The 26,277-nt window shown below is 65.9% G+C and carries 23 protein-coding genes, 1 tRNA gene and 1 pseudogene; 12 read left to right on the top strand and 13 right to left on the bottom strand.

Annotated elements, in window-relative coordinates:
* Positions 1 to 145 precede the first annotated feature (145 nt).
* Positions 146 to 400: pseudogene (locus ACQR1Y_RS31285) on the top strand (Arm DNA-binding domain-containing protein); the annotation flags it as partial.
* 432 nt (positions 401 to 832) lie between these two features.
* Here the strand turns inward: ACQR1Y_RS31285 and ACQR1Y_RS31290 are convergent.
* The 3 genes from ACQR1Y_RS31290 to ACQR1Y_RS31300 all read right to left on the bottom strand — a co-directional run bounded on the left by ACQR1Y_RS31290 (position 833) and on the right by ACQR1Y_RS31300 (position 2,248).
* A tRNA-His gene (locus tag ACQR1Y_RS31290) sits at positions 833 to 909 on the bottom strand.
* 258 nt (positions 910 to 1,167) lie between these two features.
* On the bottom strand, positions 1,168 to 1,602 hold the full coding sequence (locus tag ACQR1Y_RS31295) for a phasin (protein ID WP_434880000.1): 435 nt from the start codon (positions 1,600 to 1,602) through the stop codon (positions 1,168 to 1,170).
* Positions 1,603 to 1,867: 265 nt separating this feature from the next.
* A complete protein-coding gene (locus tag ACQR1Y_RS31300) occupies positions 1,868 to 2,248 on the bottom strand; it encodes a phasin (RefSeq protein ID WP_434880001.1) in 381 nt (126 codons plus the stop codon).
* Positions 2,249 to 2,559: 311 nt separating this feature from the next.
* Between ACQR1Y_RS31300 and ACQR1Y_RS31305 the strand changes: the two genes are divergently transcribed.
* Positions 2,560 to 6,048, top strand: coding sequence for a PAS domain-containing protein (locus ACQR1Y_RS31305; protein ID WP_434880002.1), 3,489 nt, complete (start codon positions 2,560 to 2,562; stop codon positions 6,046 to 6,048).
* On the opposite strand, the gene ACQR1Y_RS31310 is transcribed toward ACQR1Y_RS31305, so the two are convergent.
* A complete protein-coding gene (locus ACQR1Y_RS31310) occupies positions 6,033 to 7,244 on the bottom strand; it encodes an NnrS family protein (RefSeq protein ID WP_434880003.1) in 1,212 nt (403 codons plus the stop codon). The two genes, ACQR1Y_RS31305 and ACQR1Y_RS31310, sit on opposite strands and share 16 nt — an antisense overlap.
* Positions 7,245 to 7,408: 164 nt before the next feature.
* Here ACQR1Y_RS31310 and ACQR1Y_RS31315 point away from each other — a divergent pair, with 164 nt between their 5' ends.
* Complete coding sequence (locus ACQR1Y_RS31315; protein ID WP_434880004.1) at positions 7,409 to 8,125, top strand: Crp/Fnr family transcriptional regulator; 717 nt, start codon at positions 7,409 to 7,411, stop codon at positions 8,123 to 8,125.
* Here ACQR1Y_RS31315 and ACQR1Y_RS31320 read toward each other — a convergent pair whose 3' ends face one another.
* Together ACQR1Y_RS31320 and hemN are read right to left on the bottom strand one after the other, a co-directional pair.
* Positions 8,126 to 8,317, bottom strand: coding sequence for a DUF1858 domain-containing protein (locus tag ACQR1Y_RS31320; RefSeq protein WP_434880005.1), 192 nt, complete (start codon positions 8,315 to 8,317; stop codon positions 8,126 to 8,128).
* Positions 8,318 to 8,619: 302 nt separating this feature from the next.
* Positions 8,620 to 9,972, bottom strand: a complete 1,353-nt coding sequence (hemN, locus tag ACQR1Y_RS31325) for an oxygen-independent coproporphyrinogen III oxidase (RefSeq protein WP_434880006.1) — start codon at positions 9,970 to 9,972, stop codon at positions 8,620 to 8,622.
* A 205-nt stretch (positions 9,973 to 10,177) separates the two neighbouring features.
* Here hemN and ACQR1Y_RS31330 point away from each other — a divergent pair, with 205 nt between their 5' ends.
* From ACQR1Y_RS31330 to ACQR1Y_RS31340, 3 genes are all read left to right on the top strand, one after another.
* Positions 10,178 to 10,387, top strand: coding sequence for a hypothetical protein (locus tag ACQR1Y_RS31330; RefSeq protein ID WP_434861158.1), 210 nt, complete (start codon positions 10,178 to 10,180; stop codon positions 10,385 to 10,387).
* 441 nt (positions 10,388 to 10,828) lie between these two features.
* On the top strand, positions 10,829 to 11,923 hold the full coding sequence (gene nirK / locus ACQR1Y_RS31335) for a copper-containing nitrite reductase (protein WP_434861159.1): 1,095 nt from the start codon (positions 10,829 to 10,831) through the stop codon (positions 11,921 to 11,923).
* Positions 11,924 to 11,974: 51 nt separating this feature from the next.
* Positions 11,975 to 12,859 carry an SUMF1/EgtB/PvdO family nonheme iron enzyme gene (locus tag ACQR1Y_RS31340; protein WP_434880007.1) on the top strand — a complete coding sequence of 295 codons (885 nt, stop codon included), beginning with the start codon at positions 11,975 to 11,977 and terminating at the stop codon, positions 12,857 to 12,859.
* A 93-nt stretch (positions 12,860 to 12,952) separates the two neighbouring features.
* Here the strand turns inward: ACQR1Y_RS31340 and ACQR1Y_RS31345 are convergent, their stop codons facing one another.
* Positions 12,953 to 13,270, bottom strand: a complete 318-nt coding sequence (locus tag ACQR1Y_RS31345) for a hypothetical protein (RefSeq protein WP_434861161.1) — start codon at positions 13,268 to 13,270, stop codon at positions 12,953 to 12,955.
* Positions 13,271 to 13,381: 111 nt separating this feature from the next.
* Here ACQR1Y_RS31345 and ACQR1Y_RS31350 point away from each other — a divergent pair, with 111 nt between their 5' ends.
* Complete coding sequence (locus tag ACQR1Y_RS31350) at positions 13,382 to 14,752, top strand: hypothetical protein (protein WP_434880008.1); 1,371 nt, start codon at positions 13,382 to 13,384, stop codon at positions 14,750 to 14,752.
* A gap of 296 nt (positions 14,753 to 15,048) precedes the next feature.
* On the opposite strand, the gene ACQR1Y_RS31355 is transcribed toward ACQR1Y_RS31350, so the two are convergent.
* The 3 genes from ACQR1Y_RS31355 to ACQR1Y_RS31365 form a co-directional block, all read right to left on the bottom strand.
* Positions 15,049 to 15,699, bottom strand: a complete 651-nt coding sequence (locus tag ACQR1Y_RS31355; RefSeq protein WP_434861163.1) for a CoA transferase subunit B — start codon at positions 15,697 to 15,699, stop codon at positions 15,049 to 15,051.
* Positions 15,699 to 16,427, bottom strand: coding sequence for a CoA transferase subunit A (locus tag ACQR1Y_RS31360; protein ID WP_434861164.1), 729 nt, complete (start codon positions 16,425 to 16,427; stop codon positions 15,699 to 15,701). The genes ACQR1Y_RS31355 and ACQR1Y_RS31360 overlap by 1 nt, the downstream gene beginning before the upstream one ends.
* Before the next feature lie 107 nt (positions 16,428 to 16,534).
* A complete protein-coding gene (locus ACQR1Y_RS31365) occupies positions 16,535 to 16,726 on the bottom strand; it encodes a hypothetical protein (protein ID WP_434880009.1) in 192 nt (63 codons plus the stop codon).
* Between the two features lie 32 nt (positions 16,727 to 16,758).
* Between ACQR1Y_RS31365 and ACQR1Y_RS31370 the strand changes: the two genes are divergently transcribed.
* From ACQR1Y_RS31370 to ACQR1Y_RS31390, 5 genes are all read left to right on the top strand, one after another.
* A complete protein-coding gene (locus ACQR1Y_RS31370) occupies positions 16,759 to 18,708 on the top strand; it encodes an AsmA family protein (protein WP_434861165.1) in 1,950 nt (649 codons plus the stop codon).
* A gap of 144 nt (positions 18,709 to 18,852) precedes the next feature.
* A complete protein-coding gene (locus ACQR1Y_RS31375; protein WP_434880010.1) occupies positions 18,853 to 20,235 on the top strand; it encodes an ABC transporter substrate-binding protein in 1,383 nt (460 codons plus the stop codon).
* A 111-nt stretch (positions 20,236 to 20,346) separates the two neighbouring features.
* On the top strand, positions 20,347 to 21,222 hold the full coding sequence (locus ACQR1Y_RS31380) for a carbohydrate ABC transporter permease (protein WP_434880011.1): 876 nt from the start codon (positions 20,347 to 20,349) through the stop codon (positions 21,220 to 21,222).
* Positions 21,219 to 22,070, top strand: coding sequence for a carbohydrate ABC transporter permease (locus ACQR1Y_RS31385; protein WP_009030131.1), 852 nt, complete (start codon positions 21,219 to 21,221; stop codon positions 22,068 to 22,070). The genes ACQR1Y_RS31380 and ACQR1Y_RS31385 overlap by 4 nt, the downstream gene beginning before the upstream one ends.
* A 7-nt stretch (positions 22,071 to 22,077) precedes the next feature.
* Complete coding sequence (locus ACQR1Y_RS31390) at positions 22,078 to 23,064, top strand: alpha/beta hydrolase family protein (RefSeq protein WP_434880012.1); 987 nt, start codon at positions 22,078 to 22,080, stop codon at positions 23,062 to 23,064.
* Positions 23,065 to 23,164: 100 nt separating this feature from the next.
* On the opposite strand, the gene ACQR1Y_RS31395 is transcribed toward ACQR1Y_RS31390, so the two are convergent.
* From ACQR1Y_RS31395 to ACQR1Y_RS31405, 3 genes are all read right to left on the bottom strand, one after another.
* A complete protein-coding gene (locus ACQR1Y_RS31395) occupies positions 23,165 to 23,977 on the bottom strand; it encodes an ABC transporter permease (RefSeq protein WP_434880013.1) in 813 nt (270 codons plus the stop codon).
* 168 nt (positions 23,978 to 24,145) lie between these two features.
* Positions 24,146 to 25,060, bottom strand: coding sequence for an ABC transporter permease (locus ACQR1Y_RS31400; protein WP_434880014.1), 915 nt, complete (start codon positions 25,058 to 25,060; stop codon positions 24,146 to 24,148).
* Positions 25,057 to 26,229, bottom strand: coding sequence for an ABC transporter ATP-binding protein (locus ACQR1Y_RS31405; RefSeq protein WP_434880015.1), 1,173 nt, complete (start codon positions 26,227 to 26,229; stop codon positions 25,057 to 25,059). Before ACQR1Y_RS31405 ends, ACQR1Y_RS31400 begins: the two co-directional genes overlap by 4 nt.
* Between the last annotated feature and the right edge of the window lie 48 nt (positions 26,230 to 26,277).

Raw genomic sequence — 26,277 nt, forward strand, 5'->3', positions numbered from 1 at the left:
GCTGGAGATCTCCTCGATCTCTTCCCGGAAAAGGAGTGCGCCAACTATCTCAGAAACTCAGGATATGTTTCCGTATAGAAACAGTATGCTCTAGGTGGTAGTTTGCGGCAGCGATGTATCGCGCTTTTTGGGTGGGATCGAACCAATGCCGGCCAAGACCGACGCCTATTTCCGGCACCTCAAGCCGGCAGAGAAGGACTACAAGCGCTCCGACGAAGGGGGGCTCTTCATGATTGTCACTAGGACGGGCTCGAAGCTGTGGCGCTTCGCTTATCGCTATGACGGCAAGCAAAAACTGCTCGCGCTCGGGCAATATCCAATCGTCTCGCTGTTGGACGCCCGTATCAAGCGGGACAACGCCAAACGGCTCCTGACGGAAGACATCGATCCCTCAGTTGAGCGCAAGGCCGAGCGCCGCGACGCCAGGATGGCTCGGGCAAATACGTTTGAAGCCGTGGCTAAAGAGCTCATGGACAAGTTCGAGGGTGGCGTTGAGCTTTGTGAGCGGTTGCCCCTGGCCGTTCCTCTGAGCGCGGAGCGTTGCGATGCGGGTCTCAACCTCGACCAGCCATTCGCTGTGCTAAACCTTTGCAAGCGCCTTCGGCGCTCCGGCAGCGAGGCGCAACTGTGCCTCCCATCGTACGGCATAGAGGCGCGCGCAATCCGCTCGGACGTCGGAGGGGATGCCCTCGCGTGCAACCAAGTCGCCATTTTTTTGCTGGAACCAGCCCAACCATCGGCAACACCATTTGTACGCCGTCTTGTATCTAGGGCGCTCAAATACGGCTGGTCTATCAGCAAGTTATCGGAGAGACAGGGATTTCCACCATTTTGGTACAGTTGGGTGGGCTCGAACCACCGACCTCCTGTTCCACAGACAGGCGCTCTAACCAACTGAGCTACAACTGCATCCGCAACGGGGATGGCCCCGCGAGAGGGGGCGCCCGAACGGGCCGGAAACTAGGTGCAACGGGGGGATTTGGCAAGTCCGAGAACGGATAAAGTCACCCGCCTCCCCGGCGATTTTTGCCGCGATTGTGAGCGGTTTTGGCGACTGCCCAGAATGCGGGCTGAAAAGGATCGAGCCCGGACGCAGGACGCGCCGGGCTCGGGATTCGCGGCCGTCCGCTGGCGCCTCGGGGCGCCGAGCGGGGCTCAAGCGGTGATTCAGGCCGCCGGCTTGAACAGCTTGGTGGCGCTTTCCTTGATCGGCTCGACCGTTTCGGTGGCGACCTTCTGGCCGAGCTCGCCGAGCTCCTTGGCCTGGGCGGTGAAGGCCTCGAACTGCTTGCGGGCGAAGCCGGCCCACAGCTCCATCGCCTCCGACGGCGACTTCACGCTGAAGAGCTCCTGGGCGAAATCGAGCGACGCCGTGGTGTTGGCCTTGGTGAACTCCATCACCTTGGACGAATAGGCGCCGGCACCCTTGCTGGCGTTGGCGAAGAAGGCCTCGATGGCCGAATTGTGGGTCTCGGCCGCGTCCTTGAACTTGGCGTAGTTCTCGCGGGCCTGCGACACGCCCTTTTCGGCGAGCGCCCGCACCTGCTCGGGAACCTCGAACGGAATGATGGACGCGGAAAAAGGATCGGTGGCATTGGTCATGGCATGCATCCTTCGGAACATTAAGGCTGAATCGTCCCGGCTACGAGACGTCGCTTGGATCACGGCTTGGGATCACGCAGAGGAACCGCCCCTGGGAGGTAACAACCTCGCGTAGAGCTATATCGTGTCGAATTTGTGCAACGCAACGGTAAATTCCGAGAACTGGAACTCTTTGTCGCGGCGCGGCCATTGAGCGGACGGGCCGCTCAATTCAAGCGTGCACCACGGGATGGTCAGGCTGGCGCGTCACTCACGCCTGCGTCTTTTAGGCTTTGGGCTTGGTGGCGTCGATCGCTGCCTTCTGAATCGCCTGACCCATCTCGCTCGCCTGTTCGGCCAGCGATCGCATCTGCCCCTGGATGTAGTCGCTGTGCAGCTTCAGCACCTCGGGCAGATCCTTCGCGTGGACCAGCGACTGGGCGTAATCGAGCGAGGTCTGCACGTTCTTCTCCGCGTAGGACAGCACCTTGGCGCCTATGTCCTTGGCGCCCGCGCGCACCGTGGCGCCGCGCTCCTCCAGCGAGCCGGCGGTCGCTTCCGCCCCGGCCAGGAACTTCTCGAAGGTCTGCCTGGCCTGGTCGAAGCCGGCCTCGGCCATGGCCCGCATGTCCTTCGGAATCTCGAATCGGCGTCCGTCGTCCGTCATGTGTCTCTCCTCCCGATGCCCAAATTGGCTTGCGGGGCGCCGGCAGGGCCGGAGCCCATCCGCACGTCCCGTCCGGTCCACTTTCATCGTGACCGCCCGCGCCGCAATTGCAACGCCCGGAATCTCATGTCCGCCTCGAGCCGCGCCCGGGCGCGGCGGAGGAACACATTAAGGTTATCCAAGCTTTAGCAGGACGGCCCGCTGGCCGGGCCGTGGACCTCGGCCCTCAAAACGCGCGATAGTAACGAATTCTTAACGCTGCCAGTTCCGGCCGCAGATCAAAGTCAAAGAGCCCTTCGTCCTCGCCGCCCATGACCCACGCCGATCTCGAATTGCAGGCCCTCAGCGATCCACGGCTGGCCGTTCATGCCGCCGGCGCGCTGCCGGCGTGGCTGTGGGCCGCCGACGGCAGCCGCGTGCTCTGGGCCAATGCCATCGGCGCGCGGGCGCTCGGCGCGGCCAACGCGCCGGCCCTGGTCGCGAAGACATTCGGCCCGGCCGATTCGCATCGCCGCCAGATCGCCCAACTGGCGCGTCGGCTGCCGGAGAACGGCACGCTCCGGCTCGAGCGCCTGCGCGGCTTCGGCGCGCCGCTCGGGACGCTCGCGACCTGCGGCTGCGCCAGGCTCGATTTAGCGGATGGCACGCGCGCCGTGCTGATCACCAGCACGGACAATGCCGGGCGCAACGTCCCGTTTCCCGAACGTCTGAGGCGGCTGGTGGAAACCAGCGGTCACGCGCTGATCGCCTTCACCCAGGACGGCCAGTTCGCCGGCATCAGCCCGGCCGGGCGTCAGCAGTTCGGCATCCACGATCTGAGCGAGCCCAGCTACGCGGCGCCGCGCCTCGCGGCGCTGGCCGACGGCGTCGCCGAGGTGACGTTCGGAGCGAACTGCGCCGTGCTCTGCCGCATCGGCAGCGGCAACCAGATCGGCCTGGTGGCGGCGCCGCTGCCGGCCGTCGCCGATGAGATCGAAACATTGAGTGCGGCACAAGCGGACGAGACGCCGGCGCCCCCCGCTTCCGAAATGCGTGCCGCTGACCCGAGCGCCTCTGACACGAGCGCCTTTGACACGAGTGCCCCCGAGCCGATTGCCCCCGAGGACGCGGCCGAACCTCCGCCTCCTGCTTCGATGGATGCAATGACCGAACGCGACACCGACTACGAAGCGCCTGCGCTGTCCAACGAAGCGCCGGCGGAATTCCTGCTGATCGACGATCCCGCGGCCGCCGATCTGTTCGAGCCGCTCGCGCCGGAATCGCAGACGACGTCCGACATCCATGCGCCGGTCTCCGGAGCTGAGGAAGCATCAGCCTCACACGCGCAGGAGATCGCCGAGACCGCGACCATGCAGCTTTCGCCAGTGGTGCAGGCTGATGCGGAGCCCGCCCATGAGCAGGCCGGCACGGACATGGCATCGAACGGCGGGCGGCGCCATCCGTTGCGCCTGTCGTGGCAGATCGATGCGGAGGGACGCTTTTCGATCGGCTCCGATCCCTTCATCCGCCTGATCGGGCCTGATAGCGCCGCCCAGCTCGACCGTCCGTGGCATGATCTTGCCGCGGCGCTGGGCCTCGATCCGGAGGGACGGCTGAGCGCCGCCCTCGAGACGCGGGAGACCTGGAGCGGCATCGTCGTGACCTGGCCTGCCGATGGCGGCGAGCGGCTCGCGATCGAGATGTCCGGCCTGCCCGTCTTCATGACCGCCGACAAGATCTTTGCCGGCTATCGGGGCTTCGGCGTCTGCCGCGATCTCGACGCGCTGGACCGGTTGGAGGCGCTGCGCCGCAACGGATCGGATGATCCCGACGCCGCGGATGTTGTCGAATCCGACCATCCGCCGGCCGCAGATGCGCCGCCCCGTCCGGACAATCTCACCCACGCCACGCGCGACGCTTCCATTGCGGCCGACAGGCCCCACATCGATGGGATCGGCCTGGAAACGACGGGCAATGTGGTGCCGTTCCGCGCCGTCGGCGAGGCAAAGCATCCGGCGCTGACGCCGGTGGAGAACAATGCGTTTCATGAACTCGCGCGACAGCTGTCGGCCCGGCTCGAAGGCGACGCGCGCACCGCGCCGGCGGAAGCCGCCATCGCACCGTCCGATGCGGGCGCGCGCGTGAGCGATCCGTTCGTGCCGCCATCCTCCCCGGAGGCGCCGGGCGCGGCCGAGGCGGCCTACGCGCACGGCACCGAATTGCAGACCGAGTGGCTCTCTCCGGAAGCGCCGCCGGCGCAAGGCGACAGCCAGCGCGACCGCATCCTGCTCGATTTGCTGCCGACGGGCATGCTGATCTACCGGCTCGACCGGCTGCTCTACGGCAACCCGGCATTCTTCAAGCAGATGGGCTATGCCGATCTCGCTGCGCTGGAACAGGCCGGCGGGCTGGATGCGCTGTATGTCGAGCCCGGCGTGTCGTCATCATCCAACAAGTCGGAAGCCGGCACGCCGGTGACGATCTCCGCGGCCGACGGCTCCTCCAGCGAGGAGATCAAGGCCGAGGCGCGGCTGTTCACGATCACCTGGGATGGCGACACCGCACATGCGCTGATCTTCGCGCCGCCGCCAGGCCCGGCAGCGGCCCTTCCTCCCGCTGTGGAAACCGCGGCGGCGCCGGCGCCTGCTCCGCTTGCACCGGCTCCGCTGGTCGTTGCGCCGCCGGCTGCGGGCCATGCGGATGCCGAGGATCTGGCGGTGATTCTCGACGTCACGTCCGAGGGCGTCCTGATGTTCGATGCCGGCGGCAACATTCACGCCTGCAACCGCAGCGCCGAAGCGCTGTTCGGCTATGACGGCGCGGCGCTGGTCCGGCGCAACCTGATCGAGCTGTTCGCGCCGGAGAGCGCCCGCCTCGTGCTGGACGATCTCGACAGCGTGCAACAGGCAGCAGCCCAGTCGGGGCTGCTCGACCAGAGCCGCGAAGTGACGGCCAAGCTCGCCCAGGGCGGCGCGATTCCGCTGTCGATGACGATCGGCCGGACACGCGCGGATGGGCCGAACTTCTTTGCCGTATTCCGCGACCTGTCGCAGGCGCGCCGGGGCGAGAGCGAGCTGTCGCAGGCGCGCCGCGTCGCCGACCGCGCCGCCAACGCCAAGGCCGACATGCTGGCGCGGATCAGCCACGAGGTGCGCGCGCCCCTGAATGCGATCATCGGCTTCGCCGAGGTCATGATCGGCGAGCGCTTCGGCACCATCGGCAACACCCGCTATGCCGAATACATGAAGGACATCCGCGCCTCCGGCGAGCGCGTGGTGTCGCTGATCGACGATCTGATGGAGCTGTCGCGGATTGAGACCGGCAAGCTCGAGCTCGCCTTCTCCAGCCAGAACCTCAACGAGCTGGTCGAGAGCTGCGTCGGCGTGATGCAGCCGCAGGCCAATCGCGCCCGCATCATCATCCGTACCTCGCTGTCGCAGATGCTGCCGCCGGTGATCGCCGATGCGCGCGCGCTGCGCCAGATCGCCATGAACCTGATGTCCGCCTCGATCTCGCTCGCCAATCCCGGCGGCCAGGTCATCGTGTCGACGGCACTGTCGGATTTCGGCGAGGTCGTGCTGCGCGTCCGCGACACCGGACAGGGCCTCAACGACCAGGAGGTCGCCGCGGCGCTCGAGCCATTCCGCGCCGCCGGCGCCGCCGAGCACAGTTCCGACGGCGCGGGTCTCAGCCTGTCGCTGACCAAGGCGCTGGTCGAGGCCAATCGCGCGCAGTTCCACATCAAGGCGGCGCCGAAATCCGGCACCATGATCGAGGTGGTGTTCCCGCGCGCGATGGCGCGCAATCAGAGCGCCGGCTGAGCCGATCTCTCCGCGCGTACCGCGAGGGCGCGGCGCTTGAGGCCGAGCAGCAGCGGACCGAAGGCGAGGGCAAAGCCCGCGAAGGCCGTGATCCACGCGAACGCCGCGGCATGCAGCAGCAGCTCGGCGTGAGCCGGCTGCAGCACCGCGCAGACCCGCGCGATGGCCGCGAGAATGATGCCGAGATAGATCGCCTGCGTCGCCGGCGTGGCCGTCAGCGCATGGCCGGTGTGACCGAGCGTGGCGCGCGTCATCACCGCCAAGGTCATCACGCCGGCCGCGCCGACCATCCAGGCATGCAGGCCGGCGCTCGGCAGCACCCATCCGGCGCTCGCCGCCGCGCTGGCGAAAAAGCCCAGCGGCACGAAGGCGTAGCCGACATGCAGGATCACCAGCAGCCGCTCGCGCAAGGTGCGGTCGCCGGCCCAGCGCGCGAGCCGCGCTGTATGCAGCAGGCCAGCCAGAGCCAGCGTCAGCGCGGTCGCGCGGCCCTCCGGCACGATAATCCAGCCGAGCAGGCTGAGCGCACTGAGCAGCACGACGACCATGTCGAACTTGCCGAACGGCACCGGCAGCCGGCCGGGGTTGTGCTTGACCAGCCAGTTGCGGGTGAAGCTCGGCGTGATGCGGCCGCCGATCAGCGCCAGCAGCAGCACGATCACGGCGACGCCGATGCGGATCGCAACATCGGCCGCGCCGCTGACATGCGCCTCGATGTGGAATGCGATGTTGCCGACGCAGAGGATGCCGACGATCGCGACGACGGGTAGATTGCGCCAATTGCGCCCGGCCACGATCTCCCGCGCGGCGGCGAGCACGACGAGCAGCAGGAAGCTCGCATCGATCGCGAGCACCGCCCACCAGGGCGCCGGCGCAGCGAGCGTCACCGCCAGCCGCCCGGCCATCCACACGAGGACGAGCGTGAGCAGCGGCAGTCCGCGGATCGGCAGGCGTCCGGTCCAGTTCGGGATCGCCGTGAACAGGAAGCCGGTGACGATCGCCGGCAGGTAGCCGTAGAGCATCTCGTGCACGTGCCAGTCACGCGGGGCGAAGGTCGAGTTCAGCTTCAGCTCGCCATAATAGACCGGAAGCCAGATCAGGATCGCCAGCGCGGCCTGGATCGCGCCGAGCAGGAAGAACGGGCGGAACCCGTTGGCGAGAACGATCCAGCCTTGATAGTTGCGGGGAATGGCCATGGGCTTGCTCGCTTCGATCTGGTGACGGAACCGCGCGCGCGGCGCTGCGTCTCAGATGTAGTTGCCAGCCATTCGCGGTGGGTTGCGCCAGCACAAACTTCCGGCCGATCGCAAAACCGTGCTAAGCAGCGGCGCACATTCGCCGTGGCCCGCCGGAGACCCTCATGGCTTCCATCGACCGCTCGCTGGTCGCGCATCTGCCGCTGTTCGCGGGCCTGTCGGCCGAGGATCTCACCGACGTGCTGCGCGAGGCCCGCTCCATCCGCGTGGCGCGCAACGGCGCGGTGTTCGAGCAGGGCGCCGACGCGACCTCGTTCTTCCTGCTGCTGCACGGCCATGTCCGCGCCAGCAAGACGACGCCGACCGGCGATCAGATCGTGGTGCGCTACGTCGTGCCGGGCGACACTTTCGGCGTCGCGCCGGCGATCGGGCTGCAGCATTATCCGGCAACGGCGACCGCTGTCGACGACAGCATCGTGCTGGCGTGGCCGTCCGCCGCCTGGCCGCGGCTGGTGGCGCGGTTCCCGTCATTGGCGGCCAATACGCTGCAGACGGTGGGACAGCGGCTGCAGGAAACCCACGCCCGCGTCATCGAGATGTCGACGCAGCAGGTCGAGCAGCGCATCGCACATGCTTTGCTGCGACTCGCCAGCCAGGCTGGCCGCAAGCTCGATCACGGCGTGCAGATCGACTTCCCGATAAGCCGCCAGGACATCGCGCAGATGACCGGAACGACGCTGCACACGGTGAGCCGCATTCTCTCCGGCTGGGAGCAGCAGGGCCTGGTCGAAAGCGGGCGCCAGAAGATCATCCTGCGCGAGCCGCACAAGATCGTGCTGCTGGCGGAGCAGAGCGCGGAGAGCCCGTCGTCACGCGGCTGATCAGGTGCAGGCGCACAGCGCTGACAGGAACGCGTCGGGATCGACGCCGTGCTCACGGCAGGCATCGGCGACATTGTGGAAGCAGGCGATCGGACAGCCGACGCAGCGCATCTGGAACGCAAGGAAGACGCGGATCGTCTCCGGCCTGCGCCGCATGACGTCGTCGACCAGGTCGTCAAATGAGATGGACATGCGGGCCTCCATTCGAAAGCGAATGGTAGCCGGCGGACCTGTGATCGTCTTTGTCGCGGCACAAGCACCGTGCCGCAACGTGATTCTGTTTGGACCCCAAGGCAATCGCTTCTTGTTACGCGCCGTCTGAGGCCTCATGGTTCGAGACGCGTCGCAAGAGCGACGCTCCTCACCATGAGGGTCAATAGCTCTCCGCGAAATCCGCCCTCGTCCTGAGGAGCCCGCCGCAGGCGGGCGTCTCGAAGGACGTTGGAACGGCGCGCTGCCTGCTACACATTGTATTCGTATGCGACCGGTCCGCCTTACACCGCCCGGCTGTGCAGCTGCTTCGAGGCGTCGAGATGGGCATCGAAGGCGGCGGCGACGCTGCGGACCAGGAACCGCGAATGCTCGGTCACGGCGAGCGCGCTGCCGTTGAGCTCCACCACGCCGTCGGAGATCAGCGATTGCAGCCGCGGCGCCGAGCGCAGCATGTCATCCGTCTCGGTGCCGTGGCGGGTGCAGATGACATCAAGGTCGACGCCGTAGTCGCACATGATCCGCTCGATGATGTCGGCGCGCAGCCGGTCGTCATCGGTCAGGCCATAGCCCTTGACGGTGGCGAGGCCGCCGGAGGCGATCTTCTCCTCATACGCGCGCACCTGGGGCGCGTTCTGTACGTAGCCCTGCGGCAGCTGGCCGATCGCCGAGGCGCCGAAGCCGAGCAGGAGATCGTTGGCGTCGGTGGTGTAGCCCTGGAAATTGCGGTGCAGCCGGCCTTCGCGGAAGGCGACCGTCATCGTGTCATCCGGCAGGGCGAAATGGTCGAGCCCGATCTGGACGTAGCCGGCGTCCTTCAGCGCATCGGCGATTGCGCAGGACTGATCGTAGCGCTCCAGACTGTCCGGCAGCGAGTTATCAGCAATCTTGCGCTGGTGCGTCTTGAACGATGGCACATGCGCATAGCCGAACACCGACAGCCTGTCCGGCCGCAGCTCGATGGCGCGGCGGACCGTGTCGAGGCACGACGCCACGGTCTGATAGGGCAGCCCGTAGATCAGGTCGAAATTCACGCCGGCAACGCCCGCCTGGCGCAGACCGTTGGTGGCGGCGGCGGTCTGCTCGAAGCTCTGTACCCGGTTGATGGCCTGCTGCACGCGCGGATCGAAGCTCTGCACCCCCAGGCTCGCCCGGTTGACGCCGCTCAGCCCCAATGCGCGGATCATCGCCTGCGTCAGCGTGCGCGGATCGATCTCGATGGCGATCTCGGCCGAAGGCTGCACGAAGAAGGAATGGCGCAGCGAGCCGACGAGGTCGACGAAGGACTCCGGCGCCATGATGGTGGGTGTGCCGCCGCCGAAATGAATATGGCCGACCGGAAGCCGCCGGCCGATCTGGCGCGCCACCATGTCGATCTCGCAGCGCAACGCGGACTCATACACCGCGATCGGCTCGTCGCGCTTGGCGACCATGGTGTTGCAGCCGCAGTACCAGCACATCGAGCGGCAAAACGGCACATGCAGGTACAGCGATGCCGTTGCGCTCGCGGGGATTGCGCGCAGCCACTCCGCATAGGTCGAGGCGCCGACCGCGGCCGAGAAATGCGGCGCCGTGGGATAGCTGGTGTAGCGCGGCAGGCGCTCCTGCCCGTAGCATGCTGCAAGGTCTGGTCTCATGTCCCGCCTGTCCACCTGGGGTTTGGACGCATTTGACACGAGGCCAGGGCGACGGCCTTGAGCTTCCTCAAAGCGCGCGGCCGGCACATGCCCCCGTCAATTTTGCCAGTAGAACTCCGGCTTTCGCCCCCGACTTTGCGCTTGGTCAAAGTCGCCGGCCTATTTCGCACCATCCTTGAGTCATCGACGATTCGAGGAATCCGCAATGGAAGCTCTGCACCTGCTCATCCGCTCGTTTGCGTTCATTGCCGGTGTCCGCGGCCATATCCCCCAGTCCGACGGCTTCGATTCGTTTCACGAGGACTCCGGGCCGACCGGTCTGGCCGGCAACATCGCGATGTTCCTGACCACCGTGTTCTGCATCGCCGCCGCGATCGCCTTCGTCGTGCTGCTGGCGGTGCGCTGGCTGAGCTGAGGCACGGCCGAGCTCGACCACATCCGGCAAACTCCGTTTGAGCCCAACTCCCTCCGCGTCATGGCCGGGCTTGTCCCGGCCATCCACGTCGATCGGCGCACTCGGAAGGACGTGGATGCCCGGGCCTTCGCCGCACCGAAGCGGCTTCGGCCGCGCAGGCGGGACAAGCCCGGGCATGACGACGTGGAGACAGCGTCGTACCCGTCTCGGACCTCACACGTGATGACCAGCGTGTAGTCCCGCACTTGCTGACTCGATCGTTGGACGCGCCCTCCGTACGCGCTTGCAAATCAATTGCGGGCGCGTTGCTGCGCGCCGAGCACAAGCTCGCCCTCACGCTCCCGCAATTGCTAAGTTGCTTGTTGCAGCACAAACAAGCTCGGTTCCCACGGGCGCATGCTCATCGCGGCTAAACAACAGGTCCAAACGAAGGAGCGATCCATGTTGACCCGCCGCACCGCCCTGCTCAGTGCAGCCATCGCCGCGATGATGCTTGCGGCTCCCGCTGTTGCCGACGACCTCAAGCTGCCGCGCCAGAAGGTCGATCTGGTGGCCCCGCCGTTCGTGCATGTGCACGAGCAGGCCACCAAGCAGGGGCCGAAGATCATGGAGTTCAAGCTCGTGATCCAGGAGAAGAAGATGGTGATCGACGAGAAGGGCACCACCTTCCAGGCCATGACCTTCAACGGCTCGATGCCGGGTCCGCTGATGGTGGTCCACGAAGGCGACTACGTCGAGGTGACGCTGGTGAATCCGGCGACCAACACCATGCCACACAACATCGATTTCCACTCGGCAACGGGCGCCCTTGGCGGCGGCGCGCTGACGCTGGTCAACCCCGGCGAGCAGGTCGTGCTGCGCTGGAAGGCGACGCGCACCGGCGTCTTCGTCTATCACTGCGCCCCGGGCGGCCCGATGATCCCGTGGCATGTCGTATCCGGCATGAACGGCGCCGTGATGGTGCTGCCGCGCGACGGCCTGAACGACGGCCGCGGCCACGCCCTGCGCTACGACCGCGTCTACTACATCGGCGAGCAGGACCTGTATGTCCCGCGCGACGAGAAGGGCAATTTCAAGTCCTACGACTCGCCCGGCGAAGCCTATTCCGACACCGAGGAGGTGATGCGCAAGCTCACGCCGACCCACGTGGTGTTCAACGGCAAGGCCGGCGCGCTCACCGGCAAGAATGCGCTCACCGCCAATGTCGGCGAGAACGTGCTGATCGTGCATTCGCAGGCCAACCGCGACAGTCGCCCGCATCTGATCGGCGGCCATGGCGACTATGTCTGGGAGACCGGCAAGTTCTCCAACGCGCCAGAGACCGGGCTCGAGACCTGGTTCATCCGCGGCGGCTCTGCCGGCGCTGCGCTCTACAAATTCCTGCAGCCGGGCATCTACGCCTACGTCACCCACAATCTGATCGAGGCGGCCAATCTCGGCGCCACCGCCCATTTCAAGGTCGAAGGCAAGTGGAACGACGACCTGATGATGCAGGTGAAGGCTCCGGCGGACATTCCGACCGGCTCGACCAACTGATCAACCGAGGGGGCCGGCCGCTCCGGCCCCCTCACTCTCCGATGTGCTGCCATGCTGCTCGCTTTCAAGCTCAAGCTCGCTCTCGCCTGCATCGTCGGCCTCGCCGGTCCGACCGCGATGGCTCCCCTGGTCACCGGCCTGAACGACACCGCAACGCCCGGCTTCGACGGTCCGGCAATGACCGAGATCGCGCCCGCGACCATCCGCTATCGCGATTCCGGAGACCACCTGCGCAACGGCCGTCCGGCCGAGGCGCCGCTCACGGCGATCCGCTTCGCTCATCCCTTGACGATCATGACCAACCAGGTCAGCGCCGCCGACTATCAGGCCTGTGTCGAGGAGCGTCGCTGCCGGGCGCTTGATCGTGACGTGTCGATCGCCATCGACCGGCCGGCGGTGCAGGTCAGCTGGCATGACGCCGTCACCTACGCCGCGTGGCTCTCGCACAAGACCGGCGATCTCTATCGGCTGCCGACGGATGTGGAATGGGCCCACGCCGCCGGCAGCCGCTTCAAGGACGACAGCGTCACGGTCGACGACGCCGATCCGTCACGACGCTGGATCGCCCGCTACGAACGCGAAGCCGCGCTGCCTGAAGATGCCAGAACTCGCAGCTTCGGCGCGTTCGGGATCAACGAACACGGCCTCGCCGACATGGCCGGCAATGTGTGGGAATGGACATCGACCTGCTTCACGCGGAAGCTACACGATGATGCCGGGCGGGTGACGAAGACCGTCAGCAATTGCGGGGTTCGTCTGGCCGAAGGCGCGCACCGGGCCTATGTGACCGACTTCATCCGCGATGCGCGAGCCGGCGGCTGCGCCTCCGGCACGCCGCCCGCCAATCTCGGCTTCCGCCTGGTGCGCGAGCAGCCAAGCTGGAGTCGCAGCATGGCGCAGCGGCTCAGCCGGCTGCGCGGCGCAACGGGAGTTTGATGGGAACCTGAGGCCTCATCCCGCCGCGGCCCGGGCGGACACGCCCGGGCGCGACGGTGCGCGGACACTGGCACAAATTCCAGTCACGCAATCTCAACTTTCGGTTGCGATCATGGAGCTACAAACGTTACACAATTGAAATGAGAGACGCGATGAGCGGGCCAGGAGGCGAGTGTGGTTCCTCGACATCCGCCGGTCTTCTTCACGTCCGACCTGCATGGGTATGGCATCGGTAACACCAGCTGGTTCGACGATCATTCGCCACGGGCCCTGGCCGGGCGCTGCCTCATCGATGCGCTCGAGTATCTTCGGATTCCGCTGAAATTCGCCGCCAAGGATTGGCACGTCGCCAATGCGGCTGCGGTGAGGATCGTCCATCAATGCCTCACCGACGCAGCCCTTGCGCGTCACGACATTCTCAGCCGTGTTGCACCGGCCGTCGAAGAGGTCTGCGCACGGATCGTCGCGAGCCGCCAGTATCGTATTCCATTCTATGGCGACGATTTCTGGGATTGGGCCAGCGTGGTCGATGGCCTGTGCGAGGTGCAGCCGATCTCGGCCACCGCTGCGAGGGTTGCCAAGCGCGAGCTCGATCAGTTCCGCAGGACCGTTCAGATCCGCATGCCAAGCGGACTTTCGGTCGGCGCCCCCGATCAGGAATGGTTCGGACCGGCCATCGCGGCGCGCGCCTATCGCCTGCTGGATTCGCGCGCGGGCGGCGTCGATCCCGACCTGCGCAACGAATTGCAGGGGCAATCGCTCGAGCGCATCGAGCGCGGCCGGTATCGCGGCCGCCAGGTCATGCCCTGGCAGCTCAGCTGGCACTATGGTCAGGTCGTCAGCGAATTCCAGCGGGCCGCCACGGAGCAGGCCGCGGAACTCGCCGATTTCGCCTGGCTGGCCGTTCCGCTCGACCTCGGCAAGCGCACGCAGGTCCTCGCCCGGGTGCTGCAAGGCGCCTGTGCGGTGAAGGATCGCCGAACGATGCTGCAGGCGCTGGAAGAACTCTACGGCTGCGAAACTCCCGGGCGCCCGCTCGGCCAGGGCGTGATCGGTGCGGGCATCGAAGCGTCCTTGGACGTGCTGGAAGCGCTTTGGCAACAACTCGACGGCCGTGAGAAGGCCAGCATCAATGCAATGCTCGACGCGCTCAACTTTCTGCACGCCAAGGCCAACACGATCGGCTTCGTCGTGGAAACGCCGGAGGACATCGAAGCCCTCATTCAGGCCATGGGTCCGGGCGCGCTCATCGAACAGCGCAACGCGACCCGCGCGATCATCCGGCACGGCTGCTTTCATGCCGTCATATGCCTCGGACGGTCGATGACCGAAGTGGCCGGCGCGGCGGCCATGGCCATCGAGGAGCATGGCGCCAAATGGCTGATCATGCCGGGGTGGGCCGAGGCGCTGGGCTCGAAGCTTCCGCATGTCGCTCGCGGACCCCGCTTCGTTGGCGCAGGCCCCGGCGACCTCGTTATCGCCACGTCGGTCGCGCCGTTCCGGATACAGCTCAAGCTGCGCGATGCCCTCAGCATTGCCGACCCACCCTACCTCAGCGACGGCGGCATGATCATTCCCGCCGATCCCGAGCTCTGCCGTCTGGCGCACGAGGCGGCGGACGCCATGCTGGACGACATCGGCGTATTCTTCGAAGGAATGACCGTCACGCGCGACACCGACGGCTCCGAGGCCGACGTCTCGGCGGCATTCCCCGGCGCATTGGGGATGGACGGCGTGGCCTATGTGATGGGGCTGATCTGTCTCAGCCGCAGCGTGCCGTGCCTCGTGATCCAGCGGCTGGTGGACGCCGGGCCACACGCGGCAAGCCCGGCGCGCGATGCCGCGTGCCGGCTGGCCGTGAAGGTAGCGGAGATGCTGTGCCGACGCTGGTAGCGGCGCCCTCTTGGGCCCGCAGTGGGGGGGAGCGGATCGTCTGCGGGGACGCAGTGTCGCCGTGAGTTAGTCCGCTCTCAACTGGGGCCACAGCGTCGCTATGAGTTGCTCCGCTCTCGCCTCGGCAACGGCGGACTCCCCTCCCCCTTGCGGGGAGGGGAGCGGACCGTCTGCGGGGACACAGCGTCGCCGTGAGTTAGTCCGCTCTCAACTGGGGCCACAGCGTCGCTATGAGTTGCTCCGCTTTCGCCTCGGCACGACGCTCTCCCCTCCGCTTGCGGGGAGGGGATCAAGCCCTAGGTATTCTTCAGCGCGACCCGGAATTCGGCTTCGGTCTTGGCCTTGACCTCGTCGAGCGTGACGCCGTCGGCGAGCTCGATCAGGGCCATGCCGTCATTGCCGTGCTTGTCGATCGTGAACACGGCGAGATCGGTGACCACCATGTCGACCACGCGTTCGCCGGTGAGCGGGAGCGTGCACTGCTTGAGCAGCTTCGGGCCGTCCTTGGCGCTGTGCTCCATGACGACGACGACGCGCTTGACGCCGGCGACGAGATCCATCGCGCCGCCCATGCCCTTCACCATCTTGCCCGGGATCATCCAGTTGGCGAGATCGCCGTTCTGGGCCACCTGCATGGCGCCGAGGATGGAGAGATCGATATGGCCGCCGCGGACCATCGCGAACGAATCGGCCGACGAGAAGTAGCTCGTGATCGGCAGTTCGGTCACCGTCTGCTTGCCGGCGTTGATGAGGTCGGGATCCTCCTCGCCCTCAAAGGGGAACGGACCCATGCCGAGCATGCCGTTCTCGCTCTGCAGTGCGACGTCGACGCCCGGCGGGATGTAGTTCGACACCAGCGTCGGAATGCCGATGCCGAGATTGACGTAGTAGCCGTCCCGCAGTTCCTTGGCGGCGCGCGCCGCCATCTGCTCGCGTGTCCAGGCCATCAGACTTCCTCCCCCGCTGCAGCGGCGGCTTCACGTTTGCGGACGGTGCGCTGCTCGATGCGCTTGAGCGCGGTGCCGACCTCGATGAGGCGCTTCACGAAGATGCCCGGCGTGTGAATGTGATCGGGATCGATCTGGCCGGCCGGCAGGAGATGCTCGACCTCCGCGATCGTGACCTTGGCCGCCGTGGCCATCATCGGATTGAAGTTGCGCGCGGTCTTCCGGTACACGAGGTTGCCGGCGGTATCGCCCTTCCAGGCATGCACGATCGCGATGTCGGCGAACAGGCCGCGCTCCATCAGATATTTCTCGCCGTCGAATTCGCGGACTTCTTTGCCCTCGGCGACCAGCGTGCCCACACCGGTCTTGGTGAAGAAGGCGGGAATGCCGGCGCCGCCGGCGCGGATGCGCTCGGCCAGCGTGCCCTGCGGGCAGAACTCCAGCTCCAGCTCGCCGGCCAGATATTGCTGGGCGAACAGCTTATTCTCGCCGACATAGGACGAGATCATCTTCTTGATCTGCCGTGTCTCGAGCAATCGGCTGAGCCCGATGCCGTCGACACCGGCATTGTTGGAGATGACGGTGAGGTCCTTGACCCCTGACTCACGAATGGCATCCGACAGCGTTTCCGCAATGCCGCAAAGACCAAACCCGCCGGACATGATGGTCATGCCGTCCTTGAGGAGGCCCGCAAGGGCGGATTTGGCGTCCGGGTAGACCTTGTTCATACGGGAATGACCTAATGGAGGGCGGCAATCGCACGGGTATCAACCGGATTATTAGGCGAAATCTTCGCAATGCGTCAATGATGCCTTCCCAAGGGACACGTCCTGCTTTAGCAGTCGCAACGATCCGCGTCCCCGGGATCGACCGGATGCCGGACTCTGTGGACGATGCGGGCTCCGCCGCAATCCGGCCACACCAGCGGCGCGGCCTTGAAAGCGTCAAGAAAGCGCATCAAGTTGTTGATGTTGGCAGGGGTTTTCGGCGCACCCTGCCCGTCTTTCGTAACCAGCGATCCGACCATCCAAGAGATAATCCCAGGACATGCCCGTCACCATGGCCCAAGGAATGAGGCGGTTAGGCACACCGATTGCGGTGCTGCTCGGCATCGCCTTGGTGGGCCTGCTCGCGAGCTCCTGGCTGGTCAATCGTGAGGCACTGCGAAAAGCGGTCGAGACCCAGATCCGTGCCGTGACCGGGCTCGAGCTCGTCGTCAAGGGACACATCGACGTCTCGCTGTTTCCCGGCAGCTACGTCTCCTTCCATGACGTCGGCCTGAAGGGCAGCGGCGCCGACGACCCCGCGCTGCGCGTCGACGTGCTGACGGCCAATCTGCAGTTGCTGCCGCTGCTGTTGCAGCGGTTCGAGATCGCCGACGTGATGATGCTGCGGCCGCAGATCAACGTCACCCGCGAGGCCGACGGCAATAGCAACTGGACGCCGTTCATCGAGACCATCGCGCGCACCATGCGCCCGGGTCCCGACAGCCAGATGTCGTTCTCGGAGATCCGCATCCAGGACGGCATCCTCGTCTATCAGGACGAGTCGCATCATGCCTCCGAGCGGCTCGACGACATCGACCTCTCGCTGGCCTGGCCGTCGATCTCGCGCTCCTTCGCTGCGACCGGACAGTTCGACTGGCACGGCCAGCGCATCGAAGGCTCGATCAGCGTCAGTGATTTCCTCGCGGCGCTGTCGGGCGACCGGTCCGGCCTGAAGATGCGCCTCGCCAGCCCGCCGTTGAAGGTCGCGTTCGACGGCACGGTCGCCAACCGCACCAGCGCGCTGATGGAAGGCACGCTCACGGTCGACAGCCCCTCGCTGCGCGACGCGCTCCGCTGGACCGGACAGACGCCGATCGGCGGCGGCGGCTTCGGCCGCTTTGCGCTGCGCGCGCGCGCCAATGTCGTCGGCGCCTCGATCGCGCTCACCAATGTCAATGTCGAGCTCGACGGCAACACCGCCGAAGGCGTGATGACCTACTCCAACAACGGCCGGCAGGCGCTGCAGGCGACGCTGGCCGCGGATGCGCTCGACTTCACCCCCTATATCTCGACCGTCCGTCTGCTCGCCAATGGCGCGCGCGACTGGAACCGGCAGTTGTTCGACCTCAAGGCGCTTTCGACCACCGATCTCGACATGCGGCTATCAGCCGCAAAAGTCACGGTCGGGTCGTCGAAGCTCGGACGCACCGCCTTCGGCGCCAACCTGCGCAACGGCGTGCTCGCATTGTCGGTCGGCGAAGCGCAGATGTATGGCGGCATCGTGCGCGGCTCGTTCGGCATTGCCCGCGCCGACACCATCGCCGACGTGAAGGCCGAGCTGCAGTTCAACGACGTCGACCTGCAGACCTGCGCCAACGAGATGTTCGGCATCTCCTCGCTGTCTGGACGCGGCAATCTCAACATGTCCCTGACCGCGTCCGGCTCCAGCCCGTTCGGGCTGGCCCAATCGCTGGACGGCAGCGCGACATTGCAGGGGCGCGACGGCGCGATCTCGGGCTTCAACGTCGAGCAGTTGTTGAAGCGCCTGGAGCGCAGCCCGCTGTCGCGGGGCGGCAATTTCCGCTCGGGGTCGACACCGTACGATTCGCTGACGGTCGCCGTGAAATTCTCCGACGGTATCGCCACGGCCGAGGACATCCGCGTCGAGAGCCAGACCTCACGCATCACGATGACAGGCACGGCCTCGGTGCCGAGCCGCGAATATGATTTCAAGGGCGTCGCGAGCCTGTTGTCATCGGGCAATGGCGGCAACGGCTTCGAACTGCCCTTCGTGGTGCAGGGTCCCTGGGAGGATCCGCTGATCTTCCCCGATCCGGAAAGCCTGATCCGCCGCGCGCCGGCGGCGGCGCCGCTGCTCGATGCCGTGAAGGATCGCAAGACCCGGGACGCCGTGCGCTCGGTGCTGGAGCGCTTCACCGGGGGCGGGCTGCGCCCGCCACAGCAGGACAACGCGCCGCAGGCCGATGCTCCCACGGGCGGCACTTCCACCAAACAGAACTGATCGCACCGGCCCCGTTCAGCGTGGTCAGGCAACGCCCGCGGCCTCGACCTATGTCTGATATATTACTTCTGGATCACGCCGAGCCCGTGGGCTAGTGTCCGCCCACAACCGATCAAGCAAGATCGGCGGATCAGGGAGAGACACGTGAAATCCAGGGGAATGGGTGCGCTTTCAGCCGCAGTCGCAGCCGCCGGGCTTTTTTGCGCTGCAGCACCGGCCATCGCTCAGGACACTATCACCATCTGGTGGAGCAAGGGCTTCTACAAGTCCGAGGACGATGCGCTGCTCAACGTCGTCAAGAAATTCGAGGCGAAAACGGGCATCAAGGTCGAGCTGTCGCAATACGCGATCCAGGACATGATCCCGAAGACGGTCGCAGCGCTCGATTCCGGCACCGTCCCCGACGTCGCCTATGCCGACACCTATGACGTCCAGGCGCAGGGCAAGTGGGCCTATGAGGGCAAGCTCGAGGACCTCACCGACATCCTGGAGCCGATGAAGTCGGCCTTCGCCCCGAACACGATCGAGACCGCCTATCTCTTCAACAACGTCACCAAGAAGAAGGCCTATTACGGCTTCCCGCTGAAGCAGCAGAGCATGCACGTCCAGATCTGGGGCGACCTGCTCGAGAAGGCCGGCTTCAAGCAGGCCGACATCCCGACCAAGTGGGAGGACTACTGGACGTTCTGGTGCGACAAGGTGCAGCCCGGCATCCGCAAGGCGACCGGACAGCGCCTCTATGGCGTGGGCCAGCCCATGGGCGTCGAGTCGACCGACTCGTTCCAGTCGTTCTACACCTTCATGGACGCCTACAACGTCAAGCTGGTCGATGACGACGGCAAGCTGCTGGTCGACGATCCCAAGGTGCGCGAGGGCCTGACCAAGGCGCTGAAGGACTATACCGACACCTACATCAAGGGCTGCACGCCGCCGTCGTCCACGACCTGGAAGGACCCGGACAACAACGTCGCCTTCCATAACAAGACGATCGTGATGACCCACAATTTCACGATCTCGATCGCTGCGAAGTGGTTCGAGGATTCGACCAACCAGGCGCTGACGCCCGAGCAGCGCGCCGCCGGCAAGAAGGCCTATGAGGAGGACATCATCACCGCGTCCTTCCCCAATAAGCCGGACGGCACGCCGATCAAGTATCGCTCCGACGTCAAGACCGGTCTCATCTTCAGCAACGCCAAGAACAAGGCGCAGGCCAAGGAGTTCATCAAGTTCCTGATGCAGGAGGAGAACCTCGGCCCCTACGTCGAGGGCGCGCTGGGCCGCTGGTTCCCGGTGACGACCGCCGGCCAGAAGAGCCCGTTCTGGCAGGCCGACCGCCACCGCAAGGCCGTCTACACCCAGTTCACCGGCGGCACCTCGCCGTTCGACTTCACCAAGAACTACAAGTTCACGATTCTCAACAACGAGAACGTCTGGGCGAAGGCGATGAACCGCGTGGTCAGCGAGAAGGTTCCGGTCGAGAAGGCCGTGGACGAGCTGATCGCCCGCATCAAGGAGGTCGCGGGCTAGTCTCTCGCATCGCGATGCACTAGCCTCACGTCCTGACAACAAAGACTGCCGGCCGCAGCCCATGCGGCCGGTTTGGTACTCGGCGGGAAGAGACGACCAGAAGAGACCACCATGGCGATCACGCTTTCAGCTTCCGACTCCGCGCTCGCGGAGGCCCCGCGCCCGGCGCGGCTGACGCCGCCCCAGATCTGGGGCATCGTGATGCTCGCGCCTTACATCCTCGTATTCCTCGCCTTCGTCGTCTATCCCGTCGGCTACGGCCTGTGGCTGGCGCGCGATCCGGCGAGCTACGTCGCGCTGTACAACGATCCGATCTTCGCGCGCGCCGCCGTCAACACGCTGATCTTCCTTTTGGTCGGCATCAATCTGAAGATGCTGATCGCGCTGTTTTTGTCCGGCTTCTTCATCCAGCAGCGCGGCTGGATCAAATGGCTCTCGGTGATCTTCATCCTGCCTTGGGCGGTGCCGTCGATCCCGACCATTTTGTCGGTGCGCTTCATGCTCAATCCCGAATGGGGCATGGTCAACCATTTGATCTTCAGCCTGACCGGTGACGACGGCCCGAACTGGCTCAACGACCCGACGATCGCGCTCGGCATGGCGATCGGCATGCACATCTGGAAGTCGCTGCCGTTCTGGACCCTGATCCTGATGACCGGCCGGCTCGCGATCTCGCAGGACCTGTTCGAGGCCGCCGAGGTCGACGGCGCCACCTGGATGCAGAAGTTCCGCTACATCACCTGGCCGTCGATGCAGACGCTCTACATCACCTGCACGCTGCTCTCGATGATCTGGACGCTCGGCGACTTCAACAGCGTCTATCTCCTGACCGGCGGCGGCCCGGCCGATCTCACCCACGTGCTGTCGACGCTCGGCATCCGCTATCTCCGGCTCGATCAGCTCAATCTCGCGATGGCCTCGATCGTCTGCGCGATGCCGCTGGTGCTCCCCCTAGTCTATTTCATGATGAAGCGGTTGTCGCGATGAAGCTCCCTACCCTCCGCGAAGTCGGCACCGAGGCCCGGCTGCTGCTGATCGGCATTCCCGTCTTCATCTGGACGATGATCCCGATCTATCACATGTTCCTGTTCGCGATCTCCCCGAAGGAGGATGCGTTCTCGGGCAAGCTGTGGCCGGATCATCCGACCCTGCACAATTTCTCGATCGTGTTCCACCAGCAGCACTACTTCCTGCGCGACTTCTGGATCCAGTTCGGCAATTCCGTGATCATCGCGGTCGCCGTCGGCGCGCTGACCTTGATCATCGCGACCTGCGCGGCCTACGCGATCTCGCGGCTGCGCGTGCCGGGCAGCCGCGTCGTGATGAATCTGGCGCTGTTCACCTACTTCATCCCGGCCGCGTTCCTCGCGGTGCCGATGTATCGCACCATGGGCAAATACGGCCTGCTCAACAACGACTGGTCGCTGATCCTGGCGATGGTCACGATCGCCTCTCCCTACGCGATCTGGGTGCTGAAACAGGCCTCCGACAAGCTGCCGGTCGAACTCGACGAAGCCGCCGTCATGGACGGCGCGAGCCCGCTGCAGATCTTCCGCCTGGTGTACGTGCCGCTGATGATGCCGTCGCTGGTCGCGATCGGCACCTATGCGGTGCTGCTGGCGTGGAACGAGTATCTCTACGCCTTCCTGCTGCTGTCGAACGACAAGGCCATCACCCTGCCCGTGGCGCTCGGCAACTTCCTGGCCGCCGACGACTCGCCGTGGGAGCTGCTGATGACTACCGGCTTCATCTATGCGCTGCCGCCGGCCGCGGTCTATTACGCCTTCAAGCGCTACATGGTGGGCGGCCTCACCGCCGGCGCCGTGAAGTCGTGACGGCGTGATGCGGGTCGGTTTTCGCCAGGGCCGCATCGCCGATGTCTCGCGGCCGAACTGGGATGGCAACGGGCCGCGCCCGATCGACTGGTTCGCCTGGTACCCGGCCGCGGACGGCGCGACCGAAGCAGCGTTGCCTGTCGCGCCATGGCCGCAAGGCTGGTTCAAGGCAGGACCTGCCGCCTTGAATGCGCCGCTCGCCGCCGCCGGGCCGTATCCGCTCGTGGTCTACTCGCACGGCACCGGCTGCAACGGCCTGCAGGTCGAATGGCTGGCGCGCGAGCTGGCGGCCCGAGGGTTCATCGCGGCCGCGCTCAATCATCACGGCAACAGCAATGCCGAACCGTACCGGGCCGAGGCCTTCCTGTGCTCATGGGAGCGGCCGCGCGACATCTCGTTGCTGATCGACCACCTCACCGTTCGGCCCGGCCTCGCAGGCCGCATCGATCCCGATCGCATCTTCGCGGTCGGCTATTCGCTCGGCGGCGTCACCGCTACCGCCCTGCTCGGCGCCATCATGATCCGCTCGCCCTTCGCGCCCGGCGCCAATCTCGGCCGCGGCCCGCGCGAGTTTCCCGACCTCGTCGACCACCTGCCGCGGCTGATGGAGACGAGCCAGATCTTCCGCGACTCCTGGGCGCGCATGTCGGCGTCCTATCACGATCCGCGCATCAAGGCGGCCCTGCTGCTGGCGCCGGGACGGTCGGTGCAGGGCTTCTCCGAGGACAGCGTCGCCGCGATCGACGTGCCGACACACATCATGGTCGGCGGCGCCGATGCGCTGCTGCCGTCCGCGCGTTGGCTGCATGACCGCTTGCCGGGCAGCGCGTTCGATGTCGTTGCTGACGATGCCGGCCACTACGTGTTCTTGCCGGAGAGCACCGAGCTGGGCCGCAACTCCGATCCCGCCAGTTGCGTCGATCCGGCATCGGTCGATCGCGGTGCAGTCCATCGCGCAGCGGTCGACGCCGCCTTGAAGCTGTTCATGGTTTGAAGACGGTGCCTCAACACTCTCCGTCATTGCGAGCGAAGCGAAGCAATCCAGAGTCCTTGCGCTGCCCTGGATTGCTTCGCTTCGCTCGCAATGACTGCTGCTAGAGTGGCGCAGCGCTCTCGCCCCGGTCGCTGGACAGCTTCGACGCCAGCGACGCGATCACGATGACCACCGCAATCAAGCCGATCACCAGCGTGCAGATCGCGTTGATCTCCGGCTTCACCCCGAGCCGCACCTCCGAATAGATCCGGATCGGCAGGGTCGCCGAGCCCGGGCCCGTCGTGAAGCTCGCGATCACGAGATCGTCGAGCGACAAGGTGAAGGCCAGCATCCAGCCAGCGACCACCGCAGGCGCGATCAGCGGCAAGGTCACCATCGCAAACGCCCGGAACGGATCGCAGCCGAGATCCATCGCCGCCTCCTCCAGGCTGCGGTCGAGCGAGACCAGCCGCGACTGCACCACGACCGCGACGAAGCACATCGTCAGCGTGGTGTGCGCGATCGTCACCGTCCAGAAGCCGCGCTCGGCGTCCAGCGCGACGAACAGCAGCAGCAGCGCCAGGCCGGTGATCACCTCGGGCATGACCAGCGGCGCATACAGCATGCCGGAGAACAGCATGCGACCACGAAAGGCCTGGCCGCGCGACAGCGCCACCGCGGCGAGCGTGCCGAGCACAGTCGCAACAGTTGCGGAGGTAGCACCGACGCGAAGGCTCATCCAGGCCGCATCGATCATGGCGCGGTCGTTGAAGAACTCGTAGTACCAGCGCAGCGACCAGCCGCCCCACACCGTCACCAGCCGCGAGGCGTTGAACGAGTAGATCACCAGGATCAGGATCGGCAGATACAGGAAGGCGAGCCCAAGCGAGAGCGAGGCGATGTTGAAGCGGGAAAGGCGGGAAGGCTTAGGCAAAGGCGCCTCCTCCGCTCCAGCCGCCACTCTGTCCGTTCCCTCCCCCCTTGTGGGGGAGGGTCAGGGAGGGGGGGTCCCAGCAAAGACTGCCGATGTGGACCCCCACCCCCGACCCCTCCCCGCAAGGGGGAGGGGAGCGAGAGAGCATGCCTTGCTGCAGTCGATCCATTACCGGCTCTCCGCCAGTTGCCGGCGCTGGAGGCGGTCATAGAGCAGCAGCGGAAGCAGCAGCACCGCCAGCAGCACCACGGCGATGCTGGAGGCGACCGGCCAGTCCTTGTTGGTGAAGAACTCCAGCCACAACGTCTGGCCGATCATCAGCGACTTGGAGCCGGCGAGCAGGTCGGGAATGACGAACTCGCCGACGATTGGGATGAAGCACAGCAGGCTGCCTGCGCCGACGCCGGGCAACGACAGCGGAAACGTCACCAGCCAGAACGTCTCGCGCGGGGTCGCGCCGAGATCCGCGGCCGCCTCTTCCAGCGCCGGCTCCATCTTGGTGAGCGTCGCGAACAGCGGCAGGATCATGAACGGCAGATAGGAGTAGACGATGCCGACATACATCGCGCTGTCGGTCGACAGCCACACCACCGGCGTCGACACCAGATGCAGCGCGAGCAGGATCTGGTTCAACAGGCCGTCATGCTGGAGGATGTTGACCCAGGCATAGATGCGGATCAGGAACGACGTCCAGAACGGGATGATGACCAGCATCATCGCAATGCCCTGCCATCTCTTCGGCAGCCGCGCCATGCCATAGGCGATGGGATAGCCGATCAGCAGCAGGATCGCCGTCGAGGTCAGCGCGACCACGACGCTGCGCAGATAGGATGCGAGATAGAGATCGTCGGAGAGCAGCAGGCGGAAATTGTCGAGCGACAGCGCCGCGAAGCCCTCGCGCAGCGACGACCAGCCCTCGGCCAGCGAGAACACAGGCGTATAAGGCGGCTGCGCGATCGCGGTCTGCGACAGGCTGATCTTGAGAACGAAGAGGAACGGCACCACAAAGAACAGCACCATCCAGACGTAGGGCGCGATCGCCGCGAAGCGCGCCGGACGCGAGAAGATGCGGCGCGCGCTCATCGCTCCAGCACCACGCAATCATCGGGCGTGAACCAGGCGACGACGCGCTGGTTCAGGCCATAGCCGTCGGCATCGAGCCGTGCCGTGTTGGCCTGCGCGGCGTGCAACACGGCGCCGCCGTCCAGCTTGATCTTGTAGACGGTCTTGCCGCCGAGATAGCTCGCATCGGAAATCGCCCCTTGCACGCAATTGATTCCGGCGGCGTCGGCAGCCGGGCGGCGGAGCGCCAGCCGGACTTTCTCGGGCCGGATCGCGACCGCGACCTTGCTCTCGCTGATCGGGCTCACCGGCTGGGCTGCGATGATCTCGCCCGCAGTCTGTGTCGCCACCCGCAGCCGCAGCGGCTCCCGCGCCGTCACCTCGCCCTCGAACAGATTGATATCGCCGACGAACTCCGCGACCCAGCGCGTGGCCGGCTCCTCGTAGAGGCGGCGCGGCACCGCGACCTGTTCGAGCCTGCCGGCGTTCATCACGCCGATCCGGGTCGCCACCGTCATCGCCTCCTCCTGGTCGTGGGTGACGATGATGAAGGTCATGCCGAGCCGGCGCTGCAGCTCCATCAATTCGAACTGCGTGCTCTCGCGGAGCTTCTTGTCGAGAGCCGCCATCGGCTCGTCGAGCAGCAGCACCTTCGGCCGGCGCGCCAGCGAGCGGGCCAGCGCCACGCGCTGCTTCTGGCCGCCCGAGAGCTGATCGGGCTTGCGCTTCTCCAGCCCCTCGAGCCGGACCAGCGCCACCATCTCGGCGACGCGCGTCGCGATCTCGGCGCGCGGCATGCCGGCGCGCTTGAGGCCGAAGGCGATGTTGTCGCGGACGTTGAGATGCGGGAACAGCGCGTAGTTCTGGAACATCATGTTGACCGGCCGCTCATGCGGCAGCACGGGCGCGATGTCCTCGCCGGACAGCAGGATGCGGCCCTCGTCCGGTGTCTCAAACCCGGCCAGCATGCGCAACAGCGTGGTCTTGCCGCAGCCGCTGGGCCCGAGGAGCGCGAAGAACTCGCCGGCGCGGATGTCGAGCGAGACGCCGTCGACGGCGCGGAAGCTGCCGAAGGCCTTGACGACGTTCTCGATCCGCAGGATCGGCGGCTGGGGATCAGGACGGGGTTCCGGCGGGGGCGTGGCCGCCGGCTCGGCGGCAGGTTCGGTAGTCGCGATGTCGTCAGCCATGATCCGGTCTAGTCACCCTGCCGGCTCATAATGGCGCGGCGCAGCGCA

It is taken from the genome of Bradyrhizobium sp. HKCCYLRH3099, from assembly GCF_051167855.1.
GTDB lineage: Bacteria > Pseudomonadota > Alphaproteobacteria > Rhizobiales > Xanthobacteraceae > Bradyrhizobium.